This is a genomic window from Bradyrhizobium sp. Crot121 (assembly GCF_059512385.1).
Window position 1 is genome coordinate 47,752 of the sequence record NZ_JCAMOR010000025.1, and the last position, 19,302, is coordinate 67,053.

Here is a 19,302-nt window from a genome sequence, read left to right on the forward strand (position 1 = left end):
TTCTCCGAAAAAGATCATGCTCAAACAAAGAGCTAGAGCGGGATGACGATTCGAAGAAAAGTCATCGCGCTCTAGGCTGCGCCGATCAAAATGCCGACACCGAGCACGATCGCGCCGCCGAGCACGATCTGGAATACTGCCTGCAGGAACGGCGTATCCATGTAGCGCGAGCGGATGAAGGCGATCGCCCATAATTCGAAGAACACGATGATGCTGGCGATTGCGGTCGCAATCCAGAACGCGTTGGGCCACGCATCGGGAACGAGATAGGGCAGGGTGTGGCCGAGGCCGCCGAGCGTCGTCATCAATCCGCAGGTGATGCCGCGCAGCCACGGCGAGCCGCGTCCGGTCAGCGAGCCATCGTCGGACAGCGCCTCGGCAAATCCCATGCTGATGCCGGCGCCGATCGAGGCGGCGAGGCCGACTAGGAACGTCTGCCAGTTCTGGTGGGTGGCGAAGGCGGCGGCGAAAAGCGGCGCCAGGGTCGAAACCGAGCCATCCATCAGTCCGGCAAGCCCGGGCTGCACATATTGCAAGACGAACATGCGCCGCCGCGTCCGGTCTTCCTCGGCGCGCACGTCGGGCTTCAGGATATCGTCAGTGAGCCGGACGGCGAGGTTCTCGTGGTGTCGCTCTTCTTCGGCGAGATCGCCAAGCAGGCGGCGTACGCCAACATCCTGGGCCTGTTCGGCGGCCTTGGCATAGAAGCGCTCGGCCTCCAGCTCCATGGTCTCGACTTCCTTCCGGATGGTGTCGAGCGGCAAGTTCTTGGTCAGCCAGATCGGGCGGCGGCGCAAAAAGCCCTTTACGTCCTCGCGGCGGATCGGCGGCAGATGCGGGCCGAAACGCTGCTCGTAGAGTTCGAGCAGCCGGTGCCGGTGGCCGCGTTCTTCCTCGGCCATCTGCTCGAAGACCTTGGCAGTATCCGGATAGCGTCCGGCGAGATCCTCCGCGAAAGTCATGTAGATGCGGCTGTCCTCCTCTTCGGAGGCGATCGCGACCGCCAGCACTTCGCGCTCGGTCAGATCGGCAAAGTTCTTCACGGAAGCCGCTCTCTCATCAAGTTTAGAATTATTCTAAACTAGATAGAGCGGCTTGGCTACCGGGTCAATCACCTTCCGCCCTGGGCGTTGCGCAGAAAGGCGAGCAGCAGCCGGCTGACCTCCGCCGGCTGCTCCTGCTGCACCCAATGGCCGGCGCCATCGACCAGATGGCAGCCGATCATCTTGCTGCAGGCCTTCGACTGCATCGCCTCGAACACGCCGGGCCGCTGGTAGGTGCCCCAGTCCTGCTTTCCGGAGATGAAGCAGGAGGGCACGTCGATGGTGCGGCCCGACCATGTCTGCAGCTCCGGAACGAAGGCGCCGGAGGTGCCGCAGCGATACCACTGCAGTCCGCCCTGGAAGCCGTTGCGCTCGTACTCGGCGCTGTAGAACGCAAGCTCGTGATCCGGCAGCCATTGATTGGCGGCGATCTCGGCGGCCGACGGCATCTCTTTCGCCACAGTGGCGGCCATCCCTTCGGCAAGATCCATGATGTAATAGGTTGGCAGTTTCGCCAGCTCGCCCGCGGACCAGGACGCTAGCGGATAGGGCTTGTTGCCTTTCCAGTCCGCGCTCTTGTGGTGGTAGTAGGCGCGCAGGAAGTCATGCACGCCCTGCGGCGCGCGGTGCATGTCGGGATTGGCCTCGCGGGTCGAGTAATACCATTGGTAATTCTTGCGCGGCCGCGGCAATGCCGCGAGCTCACGATGCACCGGGTCCTCCACAGCCGGCTTCGCCGGCGCATCCGCGGTGTTGAACGGCAGCGACGGCGGGCCGCCGAATGGCGCGCTCATCATCGTCACCGCCCGGAACACGTCCGGCCGGATCAGCGCGCACCACGCCGCGACCGATGAGCCGAAATCATGCCCGATCACGGCATCGACGCTTTTGTAGCCGAACGCCGACACCAGCCCCAACGAATCGCGCACCAGATTGGTCAGGCGGAACGAGGCGAGATCGCCGTCATAGTCGCCATCCCAGCCGGTGGTGCGGCCGTAGCCGCGCTGGTCCGGCGCGATCACGTGGTAGCCGGCCTCCGCCAGAACAGGCATCACCTTGCGCCAGGAAAAAGCCAGTTCAGGAAAGCCGTGCAGCAGCAGGAGACAGGGCCGGCCTTTGGTTTCGAAACCGGCCTCGAGCACATGCATGCGCAGGCCGTTGATATCATCGACATAGCGGGAGCGTATGCCTGATGGGAGCGGAATGTCGGGGAGAGTGCTCATGGCGTTTCCATCCACGTCTTGTCATGTGCGCGACTGTAAAGACGTGGATGCGCAGGACAAGCCTGGACTGCCGAAGGGTGGGCAAAGCAAAGCGCGCCCACCATCCACATTCGGTGCAAGAAAGGTGGGCACGCTGCGCTTTGCCCACCCTACGACAACACTACAACTACACTCTTATGCCTTCGCCGGCTTCGGCCAGTAGCGGTCGCGGAGGTGGCGCTTGACCAGCTTGCCGGTCGGCGTGCGCGGCAGCTCAGCTTCGAAATCGATCGAGCGCGGGCATTTGATTGCAGACAGCCGCGATTTGCAGAAGGCGATCAGTTCAGCCTCCAGCTCCTTGCCGGCCGCAGCCATGTCGTGCGGCTGCACCACGGCCTTGACCTCCTCGCCCATCTCATCGTTAGGCACGCCGAACACCGCAACGTCGGAAACCGCAGGATGCGTGATCAGCACATCCTCGGTCTCCTGCGGATAGATGTTCACGCCGCCGGAGATGATCATGTAGCTCTTGCGGTCGGTGAGATAGAGGAAATCTTCCTTGTCGAGATAGCCGACGTCGCCGAGCGTCGACCAGCCCTTGGCGTTATAGGCGCGCTTCGTCTTCTCGGGATCGTTGTGATAGGTGAATGCTGGCGCATCGGCGAAATAGACCGTGCCGATCTCGCCGGGCGGCAATTCCTCGTCGTTCTCGTCCAGGATCTTCACCTTGCCGACCACAGCGTGGCCAACTGTGCCGCGGTGCTCCAGCCATTGCTGCGAGGTTGACACCGTGACGCCATTGCCCTCGGAGCCTGCGTAATATTCGATCAGGATCGGCCCCCACCACTCGATCATCTTGGCCTTGACGTCGACCGGGCAGGGCGCGGCGGCATGGATCGCGCCCTTCAGCGAGGAGACGTCGTAGCGTGTGCGCACCTCGTCCGGCAGCTTGAGCATGCGCACGAACATGGTCGGCACGAGCTGCGACTGCGTCACCTTGTGCTTTTCGACCAGCTTCAGGAATTCCTCGGCGTCGAAGGATTCCATGATAACAGAGGTACCGCCGAGCACGATCGCCATCATGTTGAAGCGCAGCGGAGCGGCGTGATAGAGCGGCGCCGGCGACAGATAGACGGTGTCCGCGTTCATGCCGCACATGTCGGCGCACAGCACCCGCAGGAACGGGTTCGGGACGTCGATCGGGTTACCCTCGAACTGCTTCTTGATGCCCTTGGGCCGGCCGGTGGTGCCGGAGGAATAGAGCATGTCGTAGCCGGCGATTTCATCCTTGATCGGCGTGGTCGGCTGCACGATCGCTTCCTTGTCGAAGGAGCGGAAGCCCGGCAGCGGCTCGTCCAGCATGAACCACAATGGTTCGCCCGGCTCGCCCTTGATGAGGCCCTTCACCTGCTCGGCACATTTCGGCGAGGTGATGAAGACCTTGGCGCCGCAGTCCTTGATGATGTAGGCGATCTCGTCGTGCTTCAGGTAGCGGCTGATCGCGGTGTAGTAGAGGCCCGCGCGCTGCGCCGCCCAGCAGATCTCCATGAAGGCAAGCCGGTTCTCCATCAGAAAGGCGATGTGGTCGCCGGCCTTCAGTCCGAGCGAACGGAACAGATGCGCGCCCTGGTTCGAGAGCTCGTCGAGCTCGCGATAGGTGATCGCCTTGCTGGTAGCAGCCATCCGATAGGCGATCTTGTCCGGATGCGTGCGGGCGTGGATCGAGGGGTGGGTCACGAACGTTTCCTTGGGGATTGTTTCTGTCGTCCCCGCGAAAGCGGGGACCCATAACCACTGATCGTGGCTTTAAAGTTGGGCTGGAGCTCCAGCCGGGCATAACCACGAAACCCTGTGGTTATGGGTCCCGGGTCAAGCCCGGGACGACACCTTTTGCGTGGTTGCTATTGCGACCAAACGGAAGTGGCTTACAGCCGCTCCACGATCGTCACATTCGCCATGCCGCCGCCTTCGCACATGGTCTGCAGGCCGTAGCGCTTGTTGCGCTGCTTGAGCGCATTGATGAGCGTCGTCATCAACTTGGTGCCGGAGCCGCCGAGCGGATGGCCGAGCGCGATGGCGCCGCCATTGACGTTGAGCCTCGCGGGATCGGCGCCGGTGGTTTTCAGCCACGCTGTCGGCACCGAGGCAAAGGCTTCGTTGACCTCGAACAGATCGATGTCGTCGATTGTCATGCCGGCCTTCTTCAGCGCGCGTTCGGTGGCGGGCAGCGGCGCCTCCAGCATGATCACGGGATCATGGCCCAGCATGCTCATGTGGTGGATGCGCGCCAGCGGCTTGACGCCGAGCTGCTTCAGCCCCTTCTCGTTGACGACGAGCACGCCGGAGGCGCCGTCGCAGATCTGGCTCGAGCTCGCCGCCGTCAGCTTGCCGTTCTCGGCGATCAGCTTGACGCCCTTGATGCCCTCGCGGCTGGCATCGAAGCGGATGCCTTCGTCGATGTGATGGGTGTCGGTGGTGCCGTCGGCGCGGGTGATCTGCACCGGCACGATCTCGTCCTTGAAGTGGCCGGCCTGGGTTGCCGCAATCGCGCGCTGGTGGCTGTTATAGGAATACTCATCCAGCTCGTCTTTGGACAGGCCGTATTTCTCCGCCATCATCTCCGCGCCGGTGAACTGGCTGAACATGATGTTGGGATAGCGCTTCTCGATGTTCGGGCTCTTGTAGTAGCCGAAACCGTTCTTCTGCGGTAGCGACGAGGCAAGGCCCATCGGCACCCGTGTCATCGATTCCACACCGGCGGCGATCACGATGTCCATCGAGCCGGACATCACGGCCTGCGCCGCGAAATGCAGCGCCTGCTGAGAGGAACCGCATTGCCGGTCGATCGAGGTGCCGGGCACGCTTTCCGGCAGCTTCGAGGCCATCACCGCGTTGCGCGCGATATTGTTGGATTGCTCGCCGGCCTGCATCACACAGCCCATGATCACGTCCTCGATCGCGGCGGGGTCGGCACCGGAACGCTCGACCAGCGCGTCCAGAACGGTCGCGGCCAGATCGGCCGGATGCCAGCCGGCAAGACGTCCCCCCTTGCGGCCGCCGGCGGTGCGAGCAGCGGCGACAATATAGGCCTCGGCCATGCTTGGTCTCCCTTAAGTGTTCTGGATGGGCGTTTCAAAGATGGCGGGATTAAAAGGGCGGCTACGGATTTAGTCAATCAATCAATTAACTCTTGAGGTCAGGCGCGGCATCGGGTTATCTGCCAGGCGGACGTTCCGGCAGGGAAGATGGCAGCGCAGCTAAATACCAGTATACCAACGCGCCTTCCGGCGGGCAGAAACGCCACGGCGGAAAAGCTATTGGTCGCCGCGAGCGAATTGATGATCGAGCGCGCTTCGATCGACGTGTCGCTGTCCGACATTGCCCAGAAGTCCGGCGTCAACGCAGCGCTGGTGAAATATCATTTCGGGAACAAGGACGGGCTATTGCTGGCGCTGCTCGCGCGCGATGCCGCAACCGAGATGTCGCAGCTCGAATATCTGGTCGCGCAGCCGATCGCGCCGACCGCCAAGCTGCGGCTGCACATCGCTGGCATCATCCGCGCCTATCACCAGTTCCCCTATATGAACCGGCTGATCCATTATCTCCTGCACGAGAGCAGCCCGGAGGCCGCCGACGAAGTGTCAAAATTCTTCATCGCGCCGCTGCTGGATTTCCATCGCCGCCTGCTCGACGAAGGCGTGCGAGCCGGGGAATTTCGCGAGGTCGATCCGGTGCTGTTCTACACCAGCCTGATCGGCGCCTGCGATCACCTGTTCTTCGGCCGCCACGCGATGTCGCGCGCGACCGGCGTCGGCCCGGTCACCGACGACGTTTGCCGCGAATACATCAAGCATATGGAAGCGCTGATCTTCGGCGGCATGCTCAACCCTTCAAAGCAAGGTGCTGCAGCCGAGTGACCTTCGAGTTCTGGAAGTCCCAAGTCTAGAGAAAGAAACGCCCAAGGAAAGGTTGTACCCATGCAGTTGAAAGACGTTGCTGTTCTCATCACCGGCGGTGGCTCCGGCCTTGGTGCCGCCACCGCGCGCGCCATGGCCGCCAAAGGCGCCAAGATCGGCGTGCTCGACCAGAACAAGGAAAATGCCGAGAAGGTCGCCGCGGAAGTGAAGGGCGTCGCGCTTCACGCCGACGTCACCAGCGAGGAGCAGGTGAAGACCGCGATCGCCAAGGCGGAAGCCGCGCACGGCATCGCGCGCGTGCTGATGAACTGCGCCGGCATCGGCGGCTCGCAGCGCATCGTCGGCAAGGACGGCGTCTATCCGCTGGAGAAGTTCACGCGCATCATCAATGTCAACCTGATCGGCACCTTCAACATGCTGCGCCTGTTCGCGGAGCGGCTCGCCACCGCGCAGCCGATCGGCGAAGAGCGCGGCGTCGTCGTCAACACCGCTTCGGTTGCGGCCTATGAAGGCCAGATCGGCCAGATCGCCTATTCCGCCTCGAAGGGCGGCATCGTCGGCCTCACCTTGCCGGCGGCCCGCGACCTCGCCAGCCTGAAGATCCGCGTCAACACGATTGCACCCGGCATCTTCTTCACCCCGCTGCTGATGGGTCTGAACGAGGAGGCGCGCAAGAGCCTCGGCGCCCAGGTGCCGCATCCGGCCCGCCTCGGCGAGCCCGATGAATATGGTGCGCTCGCGGTGCACATCGTCGAGAACGCAATGCTCAACGGCGAAACCATCCGCCTCGACGGCGCCATCCGCATGGCCCCGCGGTAGGTTTCCCTTCTCCCCTTGTGGGAGAAGGTGGCGCGGATGAAATCCGCGACGGATGAGGGGTTCTCTCCGGCTGGCAACCCCTCACCGTATCGAATGCAGGGCTGGTGCCGGCGTAGCCCTCTCCCACAAGGGGAGAGGGCGCAGTAACTGGCATCGCGTTCGGGTGAAGCAGGAGTTAAGCGTGTCGCAACCGCTTCTGATCGAACATCACGACGGCGTCGATCGGGTGACGCTCAATCGCCCCGAGAGCCTGAACGCGCTCGATCCCTCGCTGATCGATGCGCTGAATGTCTACTTCCAGGGCCTGCAGCGCAACCGCGACACGCGTGTCGTGGTGCTGAAAGGCGCGGGTGAGAATTTCTGCGCTGGCCTTGACCTCAAGCACGCGATGCAGCGTCGCGCCGGGCAGCAGGAGCCGCCTGGGGTCACCGAGTCGCTGGACTCGCAGCGGCGCATCGCTGACATCGTGATGCTGATGCGGCGCTGTCCGCAGCCGATCATTGCGCTGATCCAGGGCGCGGCCGCCGGCGGCGGCTTCGCACTGGCGCTCGCTTCCGATATCCGCATCGCGACCAGATCGGCGCGAATGAATTGCGCTTTCATCAAGCTCGGCCTTGGTGGCTGCGATATCGGCACCAGCTATTTCCTGCCGCGTCTCGTCGGCGTCTCTGTTGCGTCCGAACTGATCCTCACCGGCCGCTTCATTGGTGCGGAGCGCGCGCTCGCGGTCGGCCTTGTCTCGGAGGTGGTGGAAGAGGGCGGGCTTGATGCGGCCGCCGAGCCTTATGTCGAGGCGATGCTGACGGCGTCGCCCGTGGGCCTGCGGCTCTCGAAGGAATGCCTCAACATGAGTGTCGATGCCGGATCGCTGGAAGCTGTCATCGCGATGGAGGACCGCAACCAGGTCCTGTGCAGCCGTTCGGAAGATTTTGCGGAAGGTATCAGGGCCTTTCTCGAAAAACGAAAGCCTGTGTATATCAGGCGATAGCAACAAAGATCCGCAAAGGACAAAGAAATTCCGGGAGACGCAAAATGAGTGGGAGTGCAGCCGCGGTGCTGGAAAAGCCGGGCTTTCGCAAGATCGAATGGCTGCCGCGCGACATCGCGATCGAGCGTCGAGACGACGGCGCGATCGTCCTGAAGTCGCGCATTCCGCTCAGCCCCTACGAGAAGCATATTCCAGCTTCGCTCGCGAAATGGGCGAAGCAGGCGCCAGAGCGGATCTGGCTTGCCCAGCGCTCCGGCCCGGAGCGGCAATGGCGCAACCTGTCCTATGCCGAAGCCAAGCGTACGGTGGATGCGCTCACGCAAGCGCTGCTCAATCTGAAGCTCGAGCCCGGACGTCCGGTCACGATCCTATCAGGCAATTCGGTCGAGCACGCGCTGATGACGCAGGCCGCGATGCAGGCGCGGCTGCCGGCGGCGCCAGTGTCGCCGGCCTATTCGCTGATGAGCCAGGATCATCTCAAGCTCAAATACCTGTTCGACCTGGTCAAGCCGGCCGTGATCATGGTGCAGGACGGCCCGACCTTCGAGAAGGCGCTGCGCGCGCTTGATCTCAATGGTGTCACTGTCGTCCACGTCGCGCGCCCCTGCGAGGGCATCAAGAGCCTCAGCTTCGCCGAACTGGCGGCAACGCCCGTCACTGATGATGTCGAGGCCTCGATCGCGCAGATCACGCCGCAGACCGTGGGCAAGCTGTTGTTCACCTCAGGCTCGACCGGCATGCCCAAGGCGGTCATCAACACCCAGGAGATGATGTGCGCCAATGCCGCGATGATGATGCAGGTGCGGCCGCGCGATCCCAATGGTCCGCTCGCGACTTTTCTGGACTGGATGCCCTGGAATCACACCATGGGCGGTAATGCGCTGTTCAACCCGGTGCTGATCGATGGCGGCACGCTCTATATCGACGACGGCCGGCCGATGCCGGGCCAGTTCGACGAGACCATCCGTAACCTGCGCGAGATCTCGCCGACCTATTACGCCAACGTCCCCGCCGGCTACGCCGCACTGGCGGCGGCGATGGAAAAGGACGATGTGCTCTGCCGCAGCTTCTTCAGGAATCTTTCCGTGATGGCTTATGGCGGCGCGCGGCTGCCGGATGATCTCTACGATCGGATGCAGGCGCTTGCGGTCCGCTCCACCGGCGAGCGCATCGTGTTCTATACCGGATGGGGCTCGACCGAGACCGCGCCGACCTCGACTGGCACCTATTGGGACACCGAGCGCGTCGGCCTGATCGGACTGCCGTTCCCCGGCGTCGAACTGAAGATGGTGCCGTGCGGCGCGAAATATGAGTTGCGTCTGCGCGGCGTCAACGTCACGCCCGGCTATTTCGGCCAACCCGAGCTCACCAGATCGGTGTTCGACGAGGAAGGCTTTTACTGCATCGGCGATGCCGGCGTGTTCGTCGACCCCGAGGATCCCGTGCAGGGCATCATCTTCGCCGGCCGCGTGGTCGAGGATTTCAAGCTCACGACCGGCACCTTCGTGCATGTCGGCTCGCTCCGCACCGACGCGATCGCTGCGGCAACGCCTGTCGTGCACGATGCGCTTGTGGCCGGGCAGGATCGCGCCTTCATCGGCCTGCTCGCCTGGCCCAATCTTCATGCCTGCCGGCAGCTCATCGGCGATCCCAACGCTACCTTCGAAGACGCTGTGAAGCATCCCGAGGTGATCGCCTGTTTCAGGCGCGGGCTGGAGGCGCACAACGCGTCCGTCGCCGGCGCCAGCAGCCGGCGTATCTCGCGCGCGATGCTGATGGTCGAGCCGCCCTCGATCGACGGCAACGAACTCACCGACAAGGGCTACATCAACCAGCGCGCCGGCCTCGAGCGCCGCGCGGCGCTGGTGGAAAAGCTCTATGCCGACACACCCGACGCAGATGTGATCGTGCTGCAATGAAAATCAACTCTCGCCACTCGTCATTCCGGGGCGCCGCGCAGCGGCGAACCCGGAATCCATTTCTCCGCTTGCGCGCGTGGCCCGATGGATTCCGGGTTCGCGCTTCGCGCGCCCCGGAATGACAGTTCCTTGTTACGCATCATCAACCCGAGTGAAACGCCATGAATTTCGATTTCTCCGACGAACAGAAGCAGATGCGCGACGAGGCGCGGAAATTCCTTAGCGAGCAATGTCCGCCGAAAGCGGTGCGCGCGGTGCTCGATGGCAAGGCCGCCTACGACAAGGAACTCTGGAAGGGCCTCGCCGAGATGGGCTTTCTCGGCGTCGCGATCCCCGAACAGTTCGGCGGTGCGGGCGCGGGCCATCTTGAGCTCTGTGTGATCGCGGAGGAGATGGGCCGGGCGCTGGCGCCGGTGCCGTTCTCTTCGACCGTGTATCTGGCGGCCGAAGCCTTGATGCTCGCCGGCAGCGATGCGCAGAAGCAGAAATGGCTGCCGAAGATCGCCGCAGGCGAAGCCATCGGCACGCTGGCGCTGTTCGAGGGCAAGGGCAATCCGTCGCCGAAGGCGATCAAGCTCACTGCGGCGGGCGCAGCGCTCAACGGCACCAAGAAGCCGGTGCCGGACGGCGCCATCGCCGATTTCGCCGTGGTGGCCGCGCGCACCGGCTCGACCGGACGTGATGCCGATATCTCGCTGTTCCTCGTCGATCTCAAGGGGAGCGGCGTCGAGGTCAAGGAATTGACCAATCTCGATCCGACCCGCGGCCAGGCGGAGCTCACTTTCACCAACGCCAAGGCCGAGCCGCTCGGCGCCACCGGCGAAGGCTGGGGCATCATCACGCAAGTGCTCGACCGCGCCGCGGTGCTGCTGGCCTTCGAGCAGGTCGGCGGCGCCGACCGCGCGCTGGAGATGGGCCGCGACTACGCGCTCGATCGCATCGCCTTCGGCCGCCCGATCGGCTCGTTCCAGGCGGTGAAGCACATCCTCGCCGACATGTATGTCTCGGCGACGCTGGCGCGTTCCAATTGCTACTACGGCGCCTGGGCGCTCTCGACTAACGCCGCGGAGTTGCCGGAAGCGGCCGCCGCGGCGCGGATCAGCGCGACGCAGGCGTTCCAGCACTGCGCCAAGAACAACATCCAGGTCCATGGCGGCATGGGTTTCACCTGGGAGTTCGACTGCCACATGTACTACCGCCGCGCCAATGCCACCGCGCTCGGCCTCGGCAGCCTCTCTTATTGGGAGGACGCCCTGATCGACCGCATGCGCAAGAAGAACGCGGCGTAAGTCGTAATGACCGTAGGATGGGTAGAGCGAAGCGAAACCCATCAAACCAGTGGCGGCAAATGATGGGTTTCGCTGCGCTCTACCCATCCTACGACGCCACGAAACACGGCCGAGGATTTTAGAACATGAATTTCGACGACACCCCGCAGGAAGCCGCGTTCCGCGCCGAGGCGAGAGCCTGGATCGCGGTGAACGCGCCGAAGCAATATGAGGAAGAGCTGCGCACATCCTCGCTCGGCCGCGTCCAGCTCAAGAATGCCAACATCCTCGAGGTCGCAAAGGCCTGGCAGAAGAAGAAGGCGGATGCCGGCTGGGCCTGTCTGCACTGGCCGAAGGAATATGGCGGCCGTGGCGCCTCGCCGATCGAGCGCGTGATCTGGCAGCAGGAGGAGGGTCCGTTCGGCAGGCTCAGCGCGATGTTCATCATCGGCCACGGCATGTGCGGCCCGACCATGATGGCGTTCGCCCGCGAGGAGCATAAGCGCCACTATCTGCCGCCGCTGGCCTCGGGCGAAAAGATCTGGTGCCAGCTCTTCTCCGAGCCCGCAGGCGGGTCCGACGTCGCGGGGCTTCGTACCCGTGCGGAGAAGAAGGGCGACGAGTGGATCATCAACGGCCAGAAGATCTGGACCTCGGGCGCGCATTATTCCGACTACGGCATCCTGCTGACCCGCACCGATCCGACCGTGCCCAAGCACAAGGGCCTGACGATGTTCTTCCTGGACATGAAGAGCCCAGGCGTCGAAGTCAGGCCGATCAAGCAGGCGAGCGGGCAGTCCGACTTCAACGAGGTCTATTTCACCGATGTCAGGATTCCCGATCATCAGCGGCTCGGCGAAGTCAATGACGGCTGGAATGTCTCGCTGACCACGCTGATGAATGAGCGAATGTCGATCGGCGCCGGCGTCTCGACCGGTTTCCCGGAACTGTTCGAGTTCTGCAACAGTTTGATGCTGGAGGACGGCCCCGCGATCGAAGATCGCAGTGTTCGTTCAAGGCTTGCAAACTATGCGGTCAAGGCGAGCGGGTTGAAATACACCAGCATGCGCGCGATCTCGGCCCTGTCGAAGGGCGAGCGGCCGGGCCCGGAGAATTCCATCGGTAAATTGGTGGCGGGATCGATGATCCAGGAAGTCGCGATGTACGCGCTCGACCTGCAGGGCGCCGCCGGCGTGCTGAGCGGGACGGATGCGGAACTCGCCGGCAAGTTCCAGGCGATGCTGCTGCGCGCGCCCGGCACCCGCGTCGAGGGCGGCACCGACGAGATCATGCGCAACATCATCGCCGAACGGGTACTGGGATTGCCAGGTGATATCAGGGTCGACAAGGACGTGCCGTTCAACCAGATACCGACGAAGGGAAGGTCCTAGACCCTCATCCTGAGGAGCCCGCGGAGCGGGGTCTCGAAGGTTGCAGGCCCGCCTGGGGCCTCATGGTTCGAGACGGCGCTGCGCGCCTCCTCACCATGAGGGTTGATAGAGAACAAGAATAGAGATTGAGAGGTCCGCCATGAACTTCGACGATACCCCGGAGGAAGCCGCCTTCCGCGCCGAGGCGCGCAAATGGGTCGAGGCCAACGCGCCCAAGGAGTATGAGGCGGAGCTGTCAAGGTCGTCGCTCGGCCGTATCCGGCTGGAGAAGGCCGAGATCGTCGACGTCGGCAAGGCCTGGCAGAAGAAGAAGGCAGAGGCCGGCTGGGCCTGTCTGCACTGGCCGAAGGAATATGGCGGCCGCGGTGCTTCGCCGATCGAGAAGGTGATCTGGCAGCAGGAAGAGGGCATCTACGGCAAATTGACCCAGCCGTTCCAGATCGGCGAGGGCATGTGCGGCCCAACCGTGATGGCCTATGGCAGCGAGGAGCATAAGCGGCGCTATCTGCCGAAGCTCGCTTCGGGCGAAGAGATCTGGTGCCAGCTCTTCTCCGAGCCGGCCGGCGGCTCTGACGTCGCAGGGCTGCGCACGCGCGCGGAAAAGCAGGGCGACAACTGGATCATCAACGGCCAGAAGATCTGGACCTCCGGCGCGCACTATTCCGATTACGGGCTTTTGATCACGCGCACCGATCCCAACGTGCCAAAGCACAAGGGCCTCACCATGTTCTTCCTGGACATGAAGAGCAAAGGCGTCGAAGTCCGCCCGATCAAGCAGGCCAATAGCATGCAGGAGTTCAACGAGGTCTATTTCACCGACGTGGTGATCCCGGACAGCCAGCGGCTTGGCGCGGTCGGCGACGGCTGGAACGTCTCGCTGACCACCTTGATGAACGAGCGTATGTCGATCGGCGCGCGGCTTGCGACCGGCTTTCCGGAAATGTTCGAGTTCTGCTCGAATTTGATGACGGAGGACGGGCTTGCGATCGACGATCCCGCCGTGCGCTCGAAGCTCGCGAGCTGGGCCGTGAAGGCAAGCGGACTGAAATACACCAGCTACCGCGCGATCTCTTCGCTCTCCAAGGGCGAGCGGCCGGGACCGGAGAACTCGATCGGCAAGCTCGTCGCGGGCACCATGCTGCAGGACATCGCGACTTACGCGATGGACCTGGAAGGCGCCGCCGGCGCGCTCACGGGCGCTTCGGAGGAAGTGGCAAGCGGCCAGTTCCAGCAGATGCTGCTCACTTCACCGTCGATGCGGATCGCCGGCGGCACGGATGAAATTTTGCGCAACATCATCGCCGAACGCGTGCTCGGTCTGCCCGGCGATATCCGCGTCGACAAGGACGTGCCGTTCAACAAGATCCCAACCAAAGGACGCTGACCATGGATGCGAAAACGCCAAGCCCGCGTTACACGACGGAAGATCGCATCGGCGTTCTCGAAGAGCTCCTCAACGAGCGCTACTCCGTTCGCGCCTTCCTGCCGCGCGAAGTGCCGCGGGAGATCATCGAGCATGTGCTCAACGTGGCGCAGCGTACCGCGTCCTGGTGCAACAGCCAGCCCTGGCAGGTCCTGATCGCGAGCGGTGAGGCCAAGGAACGGTTCCGCAAATCGATCTATGCCGAGGCGGCTTCCGGTGCCAAGGACGACCATGACTTCACGCCGCCGCGCGAATATGTCGGGGTCTATCTTGAGCGCCGCCGCGAAAGCGGCTTCCAGCTCTACAACACGCTTGGCATCGCGCGCGGCGATAAGGCGGCGTATGCGAAACAGGCGCTGGAGAACTACAATTTCTTCGGGGCGCCGCATGTCGCTGTTATCCACACCAACGAGCCGCTCGGCATTTACGGCGCAATCGATTGCGGCGCCTATGTCTCTAATTTCATGCTGGCGGCCCAGGCGCTGGGGCTCGGCACCATCCCGCAGGCGGCGCTCGCCCGCCATTCCGGCCTGATCCGCCGTCACTTCAACCTGCCCGACGACCGCCGCGTCGTCTGCGGCATCTCCTTCGGCTACGCCGATCACAGCCACAAGGTGAACAGCTATCGGACCTCAAGGGCGACCGTCGCAGATGCCGTGACGTTCCTGGATGAGTAGTCCGTGATCTCGACGTGGCTCGTTTAACCCGCGACCGATCAGCGGGTGCGCGTCGGCGGTTTCGGTAGCTTGTCAGGGTCGAATTTTGGTGTCGGCCCGATCGGCTCCGGTGCAGGCAGCTGTGGTTCGCTGAGAATCAGGGTCCCTTCAAGGATCACTCCCGGCACCTGCTCCGCGGTCGCTGTGTAACGACCCAATTTGTCGGCGCACGTTCCTTCAAGCCGAAGCGTAAGGTCATCGGCGCCGAAGACGGTTGCATGTGCTTCGGTGTGCCTTCTGATCGATAGGATGGCGGTGAAGCGGTCCCCGTCGATTTCGCAGGAGCCGCTATAGGTCGTGATGCTGTCATGACCCCATATCCTGCCGTCTTCGACATGGGCGATGCCGGTGCCTTTGGCCCAGCGAGGTCTTGAACCACGCTGCATAGGTACCGTTTCTGAGCATGGAGGAACCTTCTCCCTCGGTGTTCACAGATGCCCCAGCCGGATCATCGACATGGCTAGCGCTAAAACTTGGTTAACCTCCTTCTCCGGGCGAATCCGGTGAAGAGCTGCGCAGCGGATCCAAGTGCAGCGGACCCAAGTGCGGCCGCCCCAGTCGCCGACCTCGACCGGCTGGTTGCGCAATCCGTGCCATTGACGTTTGCCGGCAGCAGCGCGCCCACGGTCAGAACTTCGCCGGCCGTTTCTCCGCGCGCGCCTTGATGCCTTCCTTGATCTCGGTCCCGCGCAGGCTCTCGCGATGACGGGTGTCGGCGGCTTCCTTGTCGAACTCGCCGTGAGCGAATTCATTGATAGCGCGCTTCATGCCGGCCATCGCGCGAGGCGCGTTGGCGGCGAGCAGGCTCGCGAGCCGGTCGACCTCCTGGTCCAGTTCGCCCTCGGGCACCATGGCGGTGAGATAGCCGATCCGCAGCATCTCCACCGCGCTGATCTTCTGCCCGGTCAGAAACAGCATCTTGGCATTGTTGACGCCGAGCCGCGACACATAACGCCTGATACCGCTCGGGTAATAGTGCAGGCCGAGCTTTGCGGCCGGCATGAACATCTCCGCGGTGTCGACGCCGATGCGGAAGTCGCAGGCAAGCGCCAGATCGGTCGAGCCGCCATAGACGCCGCCGTTGAGCCGGCAGATCGTGGGCACCCGCAGATCTTCGAGCCGGTTGGCCACGCCCTCGAACGCGGAACCGGAGCTCGGCTCGTCGCTGCCAGCACCGGCGCGGGCCGCCACCGAATTGAGATCGTAGCCGGCGGAAAAGGCCCGGCCGGTGCCGGTCAGCACCAGCACGCGGACGGCGGGATCGGCCTCGACGCGGTCGAACAGTCGCACCAGCTCGACCAGATCTTCCGCCTGCAGCCGGTTCATGTGCTTGGGACGGTTGAGGCGGATGGTGGCGCGAGGGCCCGAAATCTCGAGCTGCGGCGGGGTTGCGGTCTCGGCCGCGTCAGACATGGTTTGCTCCATTGTTGGTTCTCCAGCTCGCGCCGGTTTGGCGTCGGTCGTCTCGGCAAGGCCGGGCCTGTTGGCTGCTTCGCGGACGTGGTAATCCACACCGGTTGCCGGAAGGTGCCTTTCCTTGCCCAGCCCGTCAACGACCACTGGCAAATGGCTGCATTCCGCCTCGGTCTCACCCGTCTGGGCATGCCAGGCCGCCCTGGCCGGCGCCTGATTTGCCTGACAAAGTCGTGAGATTCGCGAACAAAAGAGCGACATTTCCCGTATATCAGGGAGAGGCTGCCGTGCGGGGCGGCCCCGGATTTAAGAAATCGCGGCGACATTCACTGCTTAGAAATTGGTTGGTTTCCTATGGATACCTCACATCTTGTTCAGCACGCAGGGACTGCCGGCACGTTGTTCGCGTCGATCTTCGTGATCGCGACCACCACGATGCGGACAATGATTCCCTTGCGCGTTTTCGGCATTCTCGCAAACATTGTCCTGATCATCACAGCCATTCCGATCCATAATTATCTGGTCATTCTGGTCCAGGTGGTCATGCTGCTGGTCAATACCTATCGCCTGCACCAGATGCTGCAGCTCGTCCGCGACGTCAGGAAGTCCGTCAACAGCGATCTCTCGATGGAATGGCTGAAGCCGTTCATGACCGAGCGCAAATGCAGCGCCGGCGAAGTCCTGTTCTACAAGGACGAGAAGGCCGACAGCATGTTCTACATCGTCAGCGGCCGCTTCCGCCTGGTCGAGTCCGGCATCGAGCTGCCGGTCGGCGCCATTGTCGGCGAGCTTGGCATGCTGTCGCCGTCCAACGTCCGCACGCAGACGCTGGAATGCGTCCAGGGCGGCGTCATCCTTTCGGTGAGCTACGACCAGGTCGAGCAGCTCTATGTGCAGAACCCGGCCTTCGGCTTCTACTTCCTCAGGCTTGCCAGCGCGCGGCTGTTCCAGAATATCGATACGCTGGAGCAGCGGCTGGCCCAGCAGGTGGCGGCGGTAGAGCCGAAGCCGGCATGACGAGCGAGAGTGCAACCGTGGCGGACGATGGCATCCTGTCCTCGTTGCGTTATCTGTTCGCCGATTTCCTCGGCGACGATGACGACACGCAGCCAGTGCTTCCCGAGGGATTGCCGGAGAGCGTCGCAGCCGTCGCGAGCGATGCCATCCACCTGCTGATCGACTATCAGAGCGCCGGCTATGCGCAGCTCTATGTCGACCGCTTGCGGCGCTTCGTCGGCAGGCGCGACGTCGACGAAGCGACGCTTGCCGAGATCGCGCAGTTGATGATGCAGCGCATGGCCTATGAGGATCCGATCCGGATCGCGCAATTGAAACTGCTCGAGCTCGGCGACAAGGGTGCGCAGGCCGGATCGGTGGATATCAGGAGATTCCGGTTCGACGAACTGGTTGATGCTCTGCCCGCGGCGATCGCCGAGCCGGTGCTCGATATCCTGGAGCGGCTGGGCTGGGCACGAAGGACGGTCAAAGTCCGCTTCTCCACCAAGAACCGCTTCAGCATCCGCCGCCTGAAGCTTGAGGCCGGCCTGAAGCGCTGGCGCCTGTTCTCGATTCGCTACGCCAAGGAGCGGGTCTGGGTGGAGCGCTGGCTGCATATGATCAACCGCAGCCTGGCCAAACAGCCCGCGGCAGCCCTCGCTGTCATCCGGACGGCGACGATGATCGAAGGCTATGGCGCGAGCTACCGCCACGGGCTCGCCGACTGGCACACGATCATCGACGACCTCGCCAAGCCGACCTTCGATGGCGTGCTCGCCTTGCCTGATCTCGCCGAGACCATTGCGGAGGCACGCGCGGCAGCGATGCCCGATCCGCGCCAGGCGGCGCTGAAGCGCAAGATCGCGGAGATCCGGGCCCGTCTGCCTGCCGAAGCCAGCGCAGCAGCCGGGTGATCGTTCGATTTATCTGAGCATGATCTCTTTCGGAAAACCGGTGCCCACTTTTCCGGATCATGTTTTATCGCGGGCCGTCCTCGCGCGAGGACAGTTTCGGCGGTTCGTCATAGCCGCGGCGGCTCGAGTAGAACAGGAGTGCCATTAGGCCGACGCCGATGACAACAGAGAACACGATGCCGATTGCCATGGCTGCATAGCCTTGGCCGGGCATCGCGGCACCCGGCATTGTGAGTCCCTCATAGGCGAAGACGCCAACGGCCGCCAGAATCGCGAGCAAGGCAAGGATGATCGCCACTCGCATGGCTGCTGCCTTTCCTGTTTGGGTAACAAGAGCCGGCAGGCGGGTTGTGTTCCTGCGAAAGCCGTTATTTCGCGGCGGGAGCCAGATTGCTGAGCGACCGCTTGCCCGCGGCGATCAGTTCCGTCAGCGTGGTCTTGCCGCCCTCGGCGGATCTGATGATTCGTCTCGCGATTCTCTTGCGAACCGAGTGCCGTTCGCCATGCTGCGTTTGCTCACATATCCGATCCAAGGCGGCGTTCATGATTGCCAAGGTCTTCGAATCAAATTTGCTCTCGATCATTTGCCCCTCCCTGATCTCACCTCTCATTGGTCGCATCGACATGGCGGACGCTCAGCATGGCGCTGACATCGAGGACATTCTCGGTCTGCCGGGCTTTCTTCATTAGCGCATCGCGCTCGCGGCCAAGCGGCAACCGGCGCGCAGCGGCGCGGGCATCGCGGGCGAATTTCTCTAAACGGACCTCGAATGGCTCGGTCGGCCGCGATCTGTTTCGCTTCTTCTTCATGCCGCCTCCGATCTGGAAGCGAAGCTAGTCTGACGCCTGGACAGCGTCCTTAACCTATGAAAGCCGATCAAACCAAAGATGCAAATCTCGGGCGACTGGAACGTTTGCAGCAGTCGGGCGTAAGCCTGTTGCTTCCGCTATCCGTCCCCGGAGGATGGCGGAGCACTCCGATGACAGGCCCCGGCGAAAGAGATCGTCGGGGCCGTCGAGATATCAGGGAAGCAGCCGATGACGCGTTCGGATCAGGGTATCGTCAGGGACAACAAGGGCGAGGAGCAGCCTGCCGACAAGCGTCGCGCTCAGACCGTTCACAAGACGGATCCGAAGCATTCGGTTTCGAAGGAGGCGACCCGCGATCCCAAGCTCACCGACGACAACAAGACGCCGGGGTCGGGCATGGGCCCCGACGACAGCGGCGACGCGCCGACGGGATAGAAGGACGCGCGTGGCTTTCTTGCGGGGCTGCGCGTGGCGACGGCCTGA

Annotated in this window: 19 protein-coding genes and 1 pseudogene; 11 read left to right on the forward strand and 9 right to left on the reverse strand. The window is 63.2% G+C overall.

Features of this window, described 5'->3' with window-relative positions:
• Positions 1-71: 71 nt before the first annotated feature.
• From mbfA to AC5ZGW_RS22060, 4 genes are all read right to left on the reverse strand, one after another.
• Positions 72-1,043: an iron exporter MbfA gene (mbfA, locus tag AC5ZGW_RS22045; RefSeq protein ID WP_130225863.1), complete on the reverse strand. Its 972-nt coding sequence runs from the start codon at positions 1,041-1,043 to the stop codon at positions 72-74.
• Positions 1,044-1,111: 68 nt separating this feature from the next.
• A complete protein-coding gene (locus tag AC5ZGW_RS22050) occupies positions 1,112-2,266 on the reverse strand; it encodes an alpha/beta hydrolase (protein ID WP_130225864.1) in 1,155 nt (384 codons plus the stop codon).
• 174 nt (positions 2,267-2,440) lie between these two features.
• Positions 2,441-3,982 (reverse strand): acyl-CoA synthetase, encoded by a 1,542-nt coding sequence (locus tag AC5ZGW_RS22055; RefSeq protein WP_130225865.1) that lies wholly within the window; start codon positions 3,980-3,982, stop codon positions 2,441-2,443.
• Between the two features lie 188 nt (positions 3,983-4,170).
• Entirely contained in the window at positions 4,171-5,343 is a 1,173-nt protein-coding gene (locus tag AC5ZGW_RS22060; protein ID WP_130225866.1) for an acetyl-CoA C-acetyltransferase, read from the reverse strand.
• 147 nt (positions 5,344-5,490) lie between these two features.
• On the opposite strand from AC5ZGW_RS22060, the gene AC5ZGW_RS22065 reads away from it, so the two are divergent.
• From AC5ZGW_RS22065 to AC5ZGW_RS22100, 8 genes are all read left to right on the forward strand, one after another.
• Complete coding sequence (locus AC5ZGW_RS22065; RefSeq protein ID WP_130225867.1) at positions 5,491-6,162, forward strand: TetR family transcriptional regulator; 672 nt, start codon at positions 5,491-5,493, stop codon at positions 6,160-6,162.
• A 60-nt stretch (positions 6,163-6,222) separates the two neighbouring features.
• On the forward strand, positions 6,223-6,981 hold the full coding sequence (locus AC5ZGW_RS22070) for an SDR family NAD(P)-dependent oxidoreductase (protein WP_130225868.1): 759 nt from the start codon (positions 6,223-6,225) through the stop codon (positions 6,979-6,981).
• Positions 6,982-7,162: 181 nt separating this feature from the next.
• Complete coding sequence (locus AC5ZGW_RS22075) at positions 7,163-7,969, forward strand: enoyl-CoA hydratase/isomerase family protein (protein ID WP_130226642.1); 807 nt, start codon at positions 7,163-7,165, stop codon at positions 7,967-7,969.
• A 44-nt stretch (positions 7,970-8,013) separates the two neighbouring features.
• Positions 8,014-9,888 (forward strand): AMP-binding protein, encoded by a 1,875-nt coding sequence (locus AC5ZGW_RS22080; protein WP_130226641.1) that lies wholly within the window; start codon positions 8,014-8,016, stop codon positions 9,886-9,888.
• 161 nt (positions 9,889-10,049) lie between these two features.
• Complete coding sequence (locus tag AC5ZGW_RS22085) at positions 10,050-11,177, forward strand: acyl-CoA dehydrogenase family protein (protein WP_130226640.1); 1,128 nt, start codon at positions 10,050-10,052, stop codon at positions 11,175-11,177.
• 125 nt (positions 11,178-11,302) lie between these two features.
• Entirely contained in the window at positions 11,303-12,547 is a 1,245-nt protein-coding gene (locus tag AC5ZGW_RS22090) for an acyl-CoA dehydrogenase (RefSeq protein ID WP_130226639.1), read from the forward strand.
• A 139-nt stretch (positions 12,548-12,686) separates the two neighbouring features.
• The gene (locus tag AC5ZGW_RS22095) at positions 12,687-13,931 is read left to right on the forward strand and encodes an acyl-CoA dehydrogenase (protein ID WP_130226638.1); all 1,245 of its coding nucleotides are present in this window, start codon (positions 12,687-12,689) and stop codon (positions 13,929-13,931) included.
• Between the two features lie 2 nt (positions 13,932-13,933).
• Complete coding sequence (locus AC5ZGW_RS22100) at positions 13,934-14,647, forward strand: nitroreductase (protein WP_051397040.1); 714 nt, start codon at positions 13,934-13,936, stop codon at positions 14,645-14,647.
• 38 nt (positions 14,648-14,685) lie between these two features.
• Here the strand turns inward: AC5ZGW_RS22100 and AC5ZGW_RS22105 are convergent.
• Both AC5ZGW_RS22105 and AC5ZGW_RS22110 read right to left on the reverse strand, forming a co-directional pair.
• Positions 14,686-15,091 (reverse strand): annotated as a pseudogene (locus AC5ZGW_RS22105) (hypothetical protein).
• A 222-nt stretch (positions 15,092-15,313) separates the two neighbouring features.
• Positions 15,314-16,099: an enoyl-CoA hydratase/isomerase family protein gene (locus AC5ZGW_RS22110; RefSeq protein ID WP_130226637.1), complete on the reverse strand. Its 786-nt coding sequence runs from the start codon at positions 16,097-16,099 to the stop codon at positions 15,314-15,316.
• A gap of 354 nt (positions 16,100-16,453) precedes the next feature.
• Here AC5ZGW_RS22110 and AC5ZGW_RS22115 point away from each other — a divergent pair, with 354 nt between their 5' ends.
• Both AC5ZGW_RS22115 and AC5ZGW_RS22120 read left to right on the forward strand, forming a co-directional pair.
• Positions 16,454-17,116 carry a Crp/Fnr family transcriptional regulator gene (locus tag AC5ZGW_RS22115; protein WP_028166780.1) on the forward strand — a complete coding sequence of 221 codons (663 nt, stop codon included), beginning with the start codon at positions 16,454-16,456 and terminating at the stop codon, positions 17,114-17,116.
• The gene (locus tag AC5ZGW_RS22120) at positions 17,113-18,009 is read left to right on the forward strand and encodes a DUF6537 domain-containing protein (protein ID WP_130226636.1); all 897 of its coding nucleotides are present in this window, start codon (positions 17,113-17,115) and stop codon (positions 18,007-18,009) included. Before AC5ZGW_RS22115 ends, AC5ZGW_RS22120 begins: the two co-directional genes overlap by 4 nt.
• 64 nt (positions 18,010-18,073) lie before the next feature.
• Here AC5ZGW_RS22120 and AC5ZGW_RS22125 read toward each other — a convergent pair whose 3' ends face one another.
• From AC5ZGW_RS22125 to AC5ZGW_RS22135, 3 genes are all read right to left on the reverse strand, one after another.
• Positions 18,074-18,313, reverse strand: coding sequence for a hypothetical protein (locus AC5ZGW_RS22125; protein ID WP_130226635.1), 240 nt, complete (start codon positions 18,311-18,313; stop codon positions 18,074-18,076).
• Between the two features lie 64 nt (positions 18,314-18,377).
• Entirely contained in the window at positions 18,378-18,593 is a 216-nt protein-coding gene (locus AC5ZGW_RS22130) for a hypothetical protein (RefSeq protein ID WP_028166777.1), read from the reverse strand.
• Positions 18,594-18,609: 16 nt separating this feature from the next.
• Positions 18,610-18,819, reverse strand: a complete 210-nt coding sequence (locus tag AC5ZGW_RS22135; RefSeq protein WP_028166776.1) for a hypothetical protein — start codon at positions 18,817-18,819, stop codon at positions 18,610-18,612.
• A gap of 228 nt (positions 18,820-19,047) precedes the next feature.
• On the opposite strand from AC5ZGW_RS22135, the gene AC5ZGW_RS22140 reads away from it, so the two are divergent.
• Positions 19,048-19,254, forward strand: coding sequence for a hypothetical protein (locus AC5ZGW_RS22140; protein WP_028166775.1), 207 nt, complete (start codon positions 19,048-19,050; stop codon positions 19,252-19,254).
• The last annotated feature ends 48 nt before the right edge of the window (positions 19,255-19,302 follow it).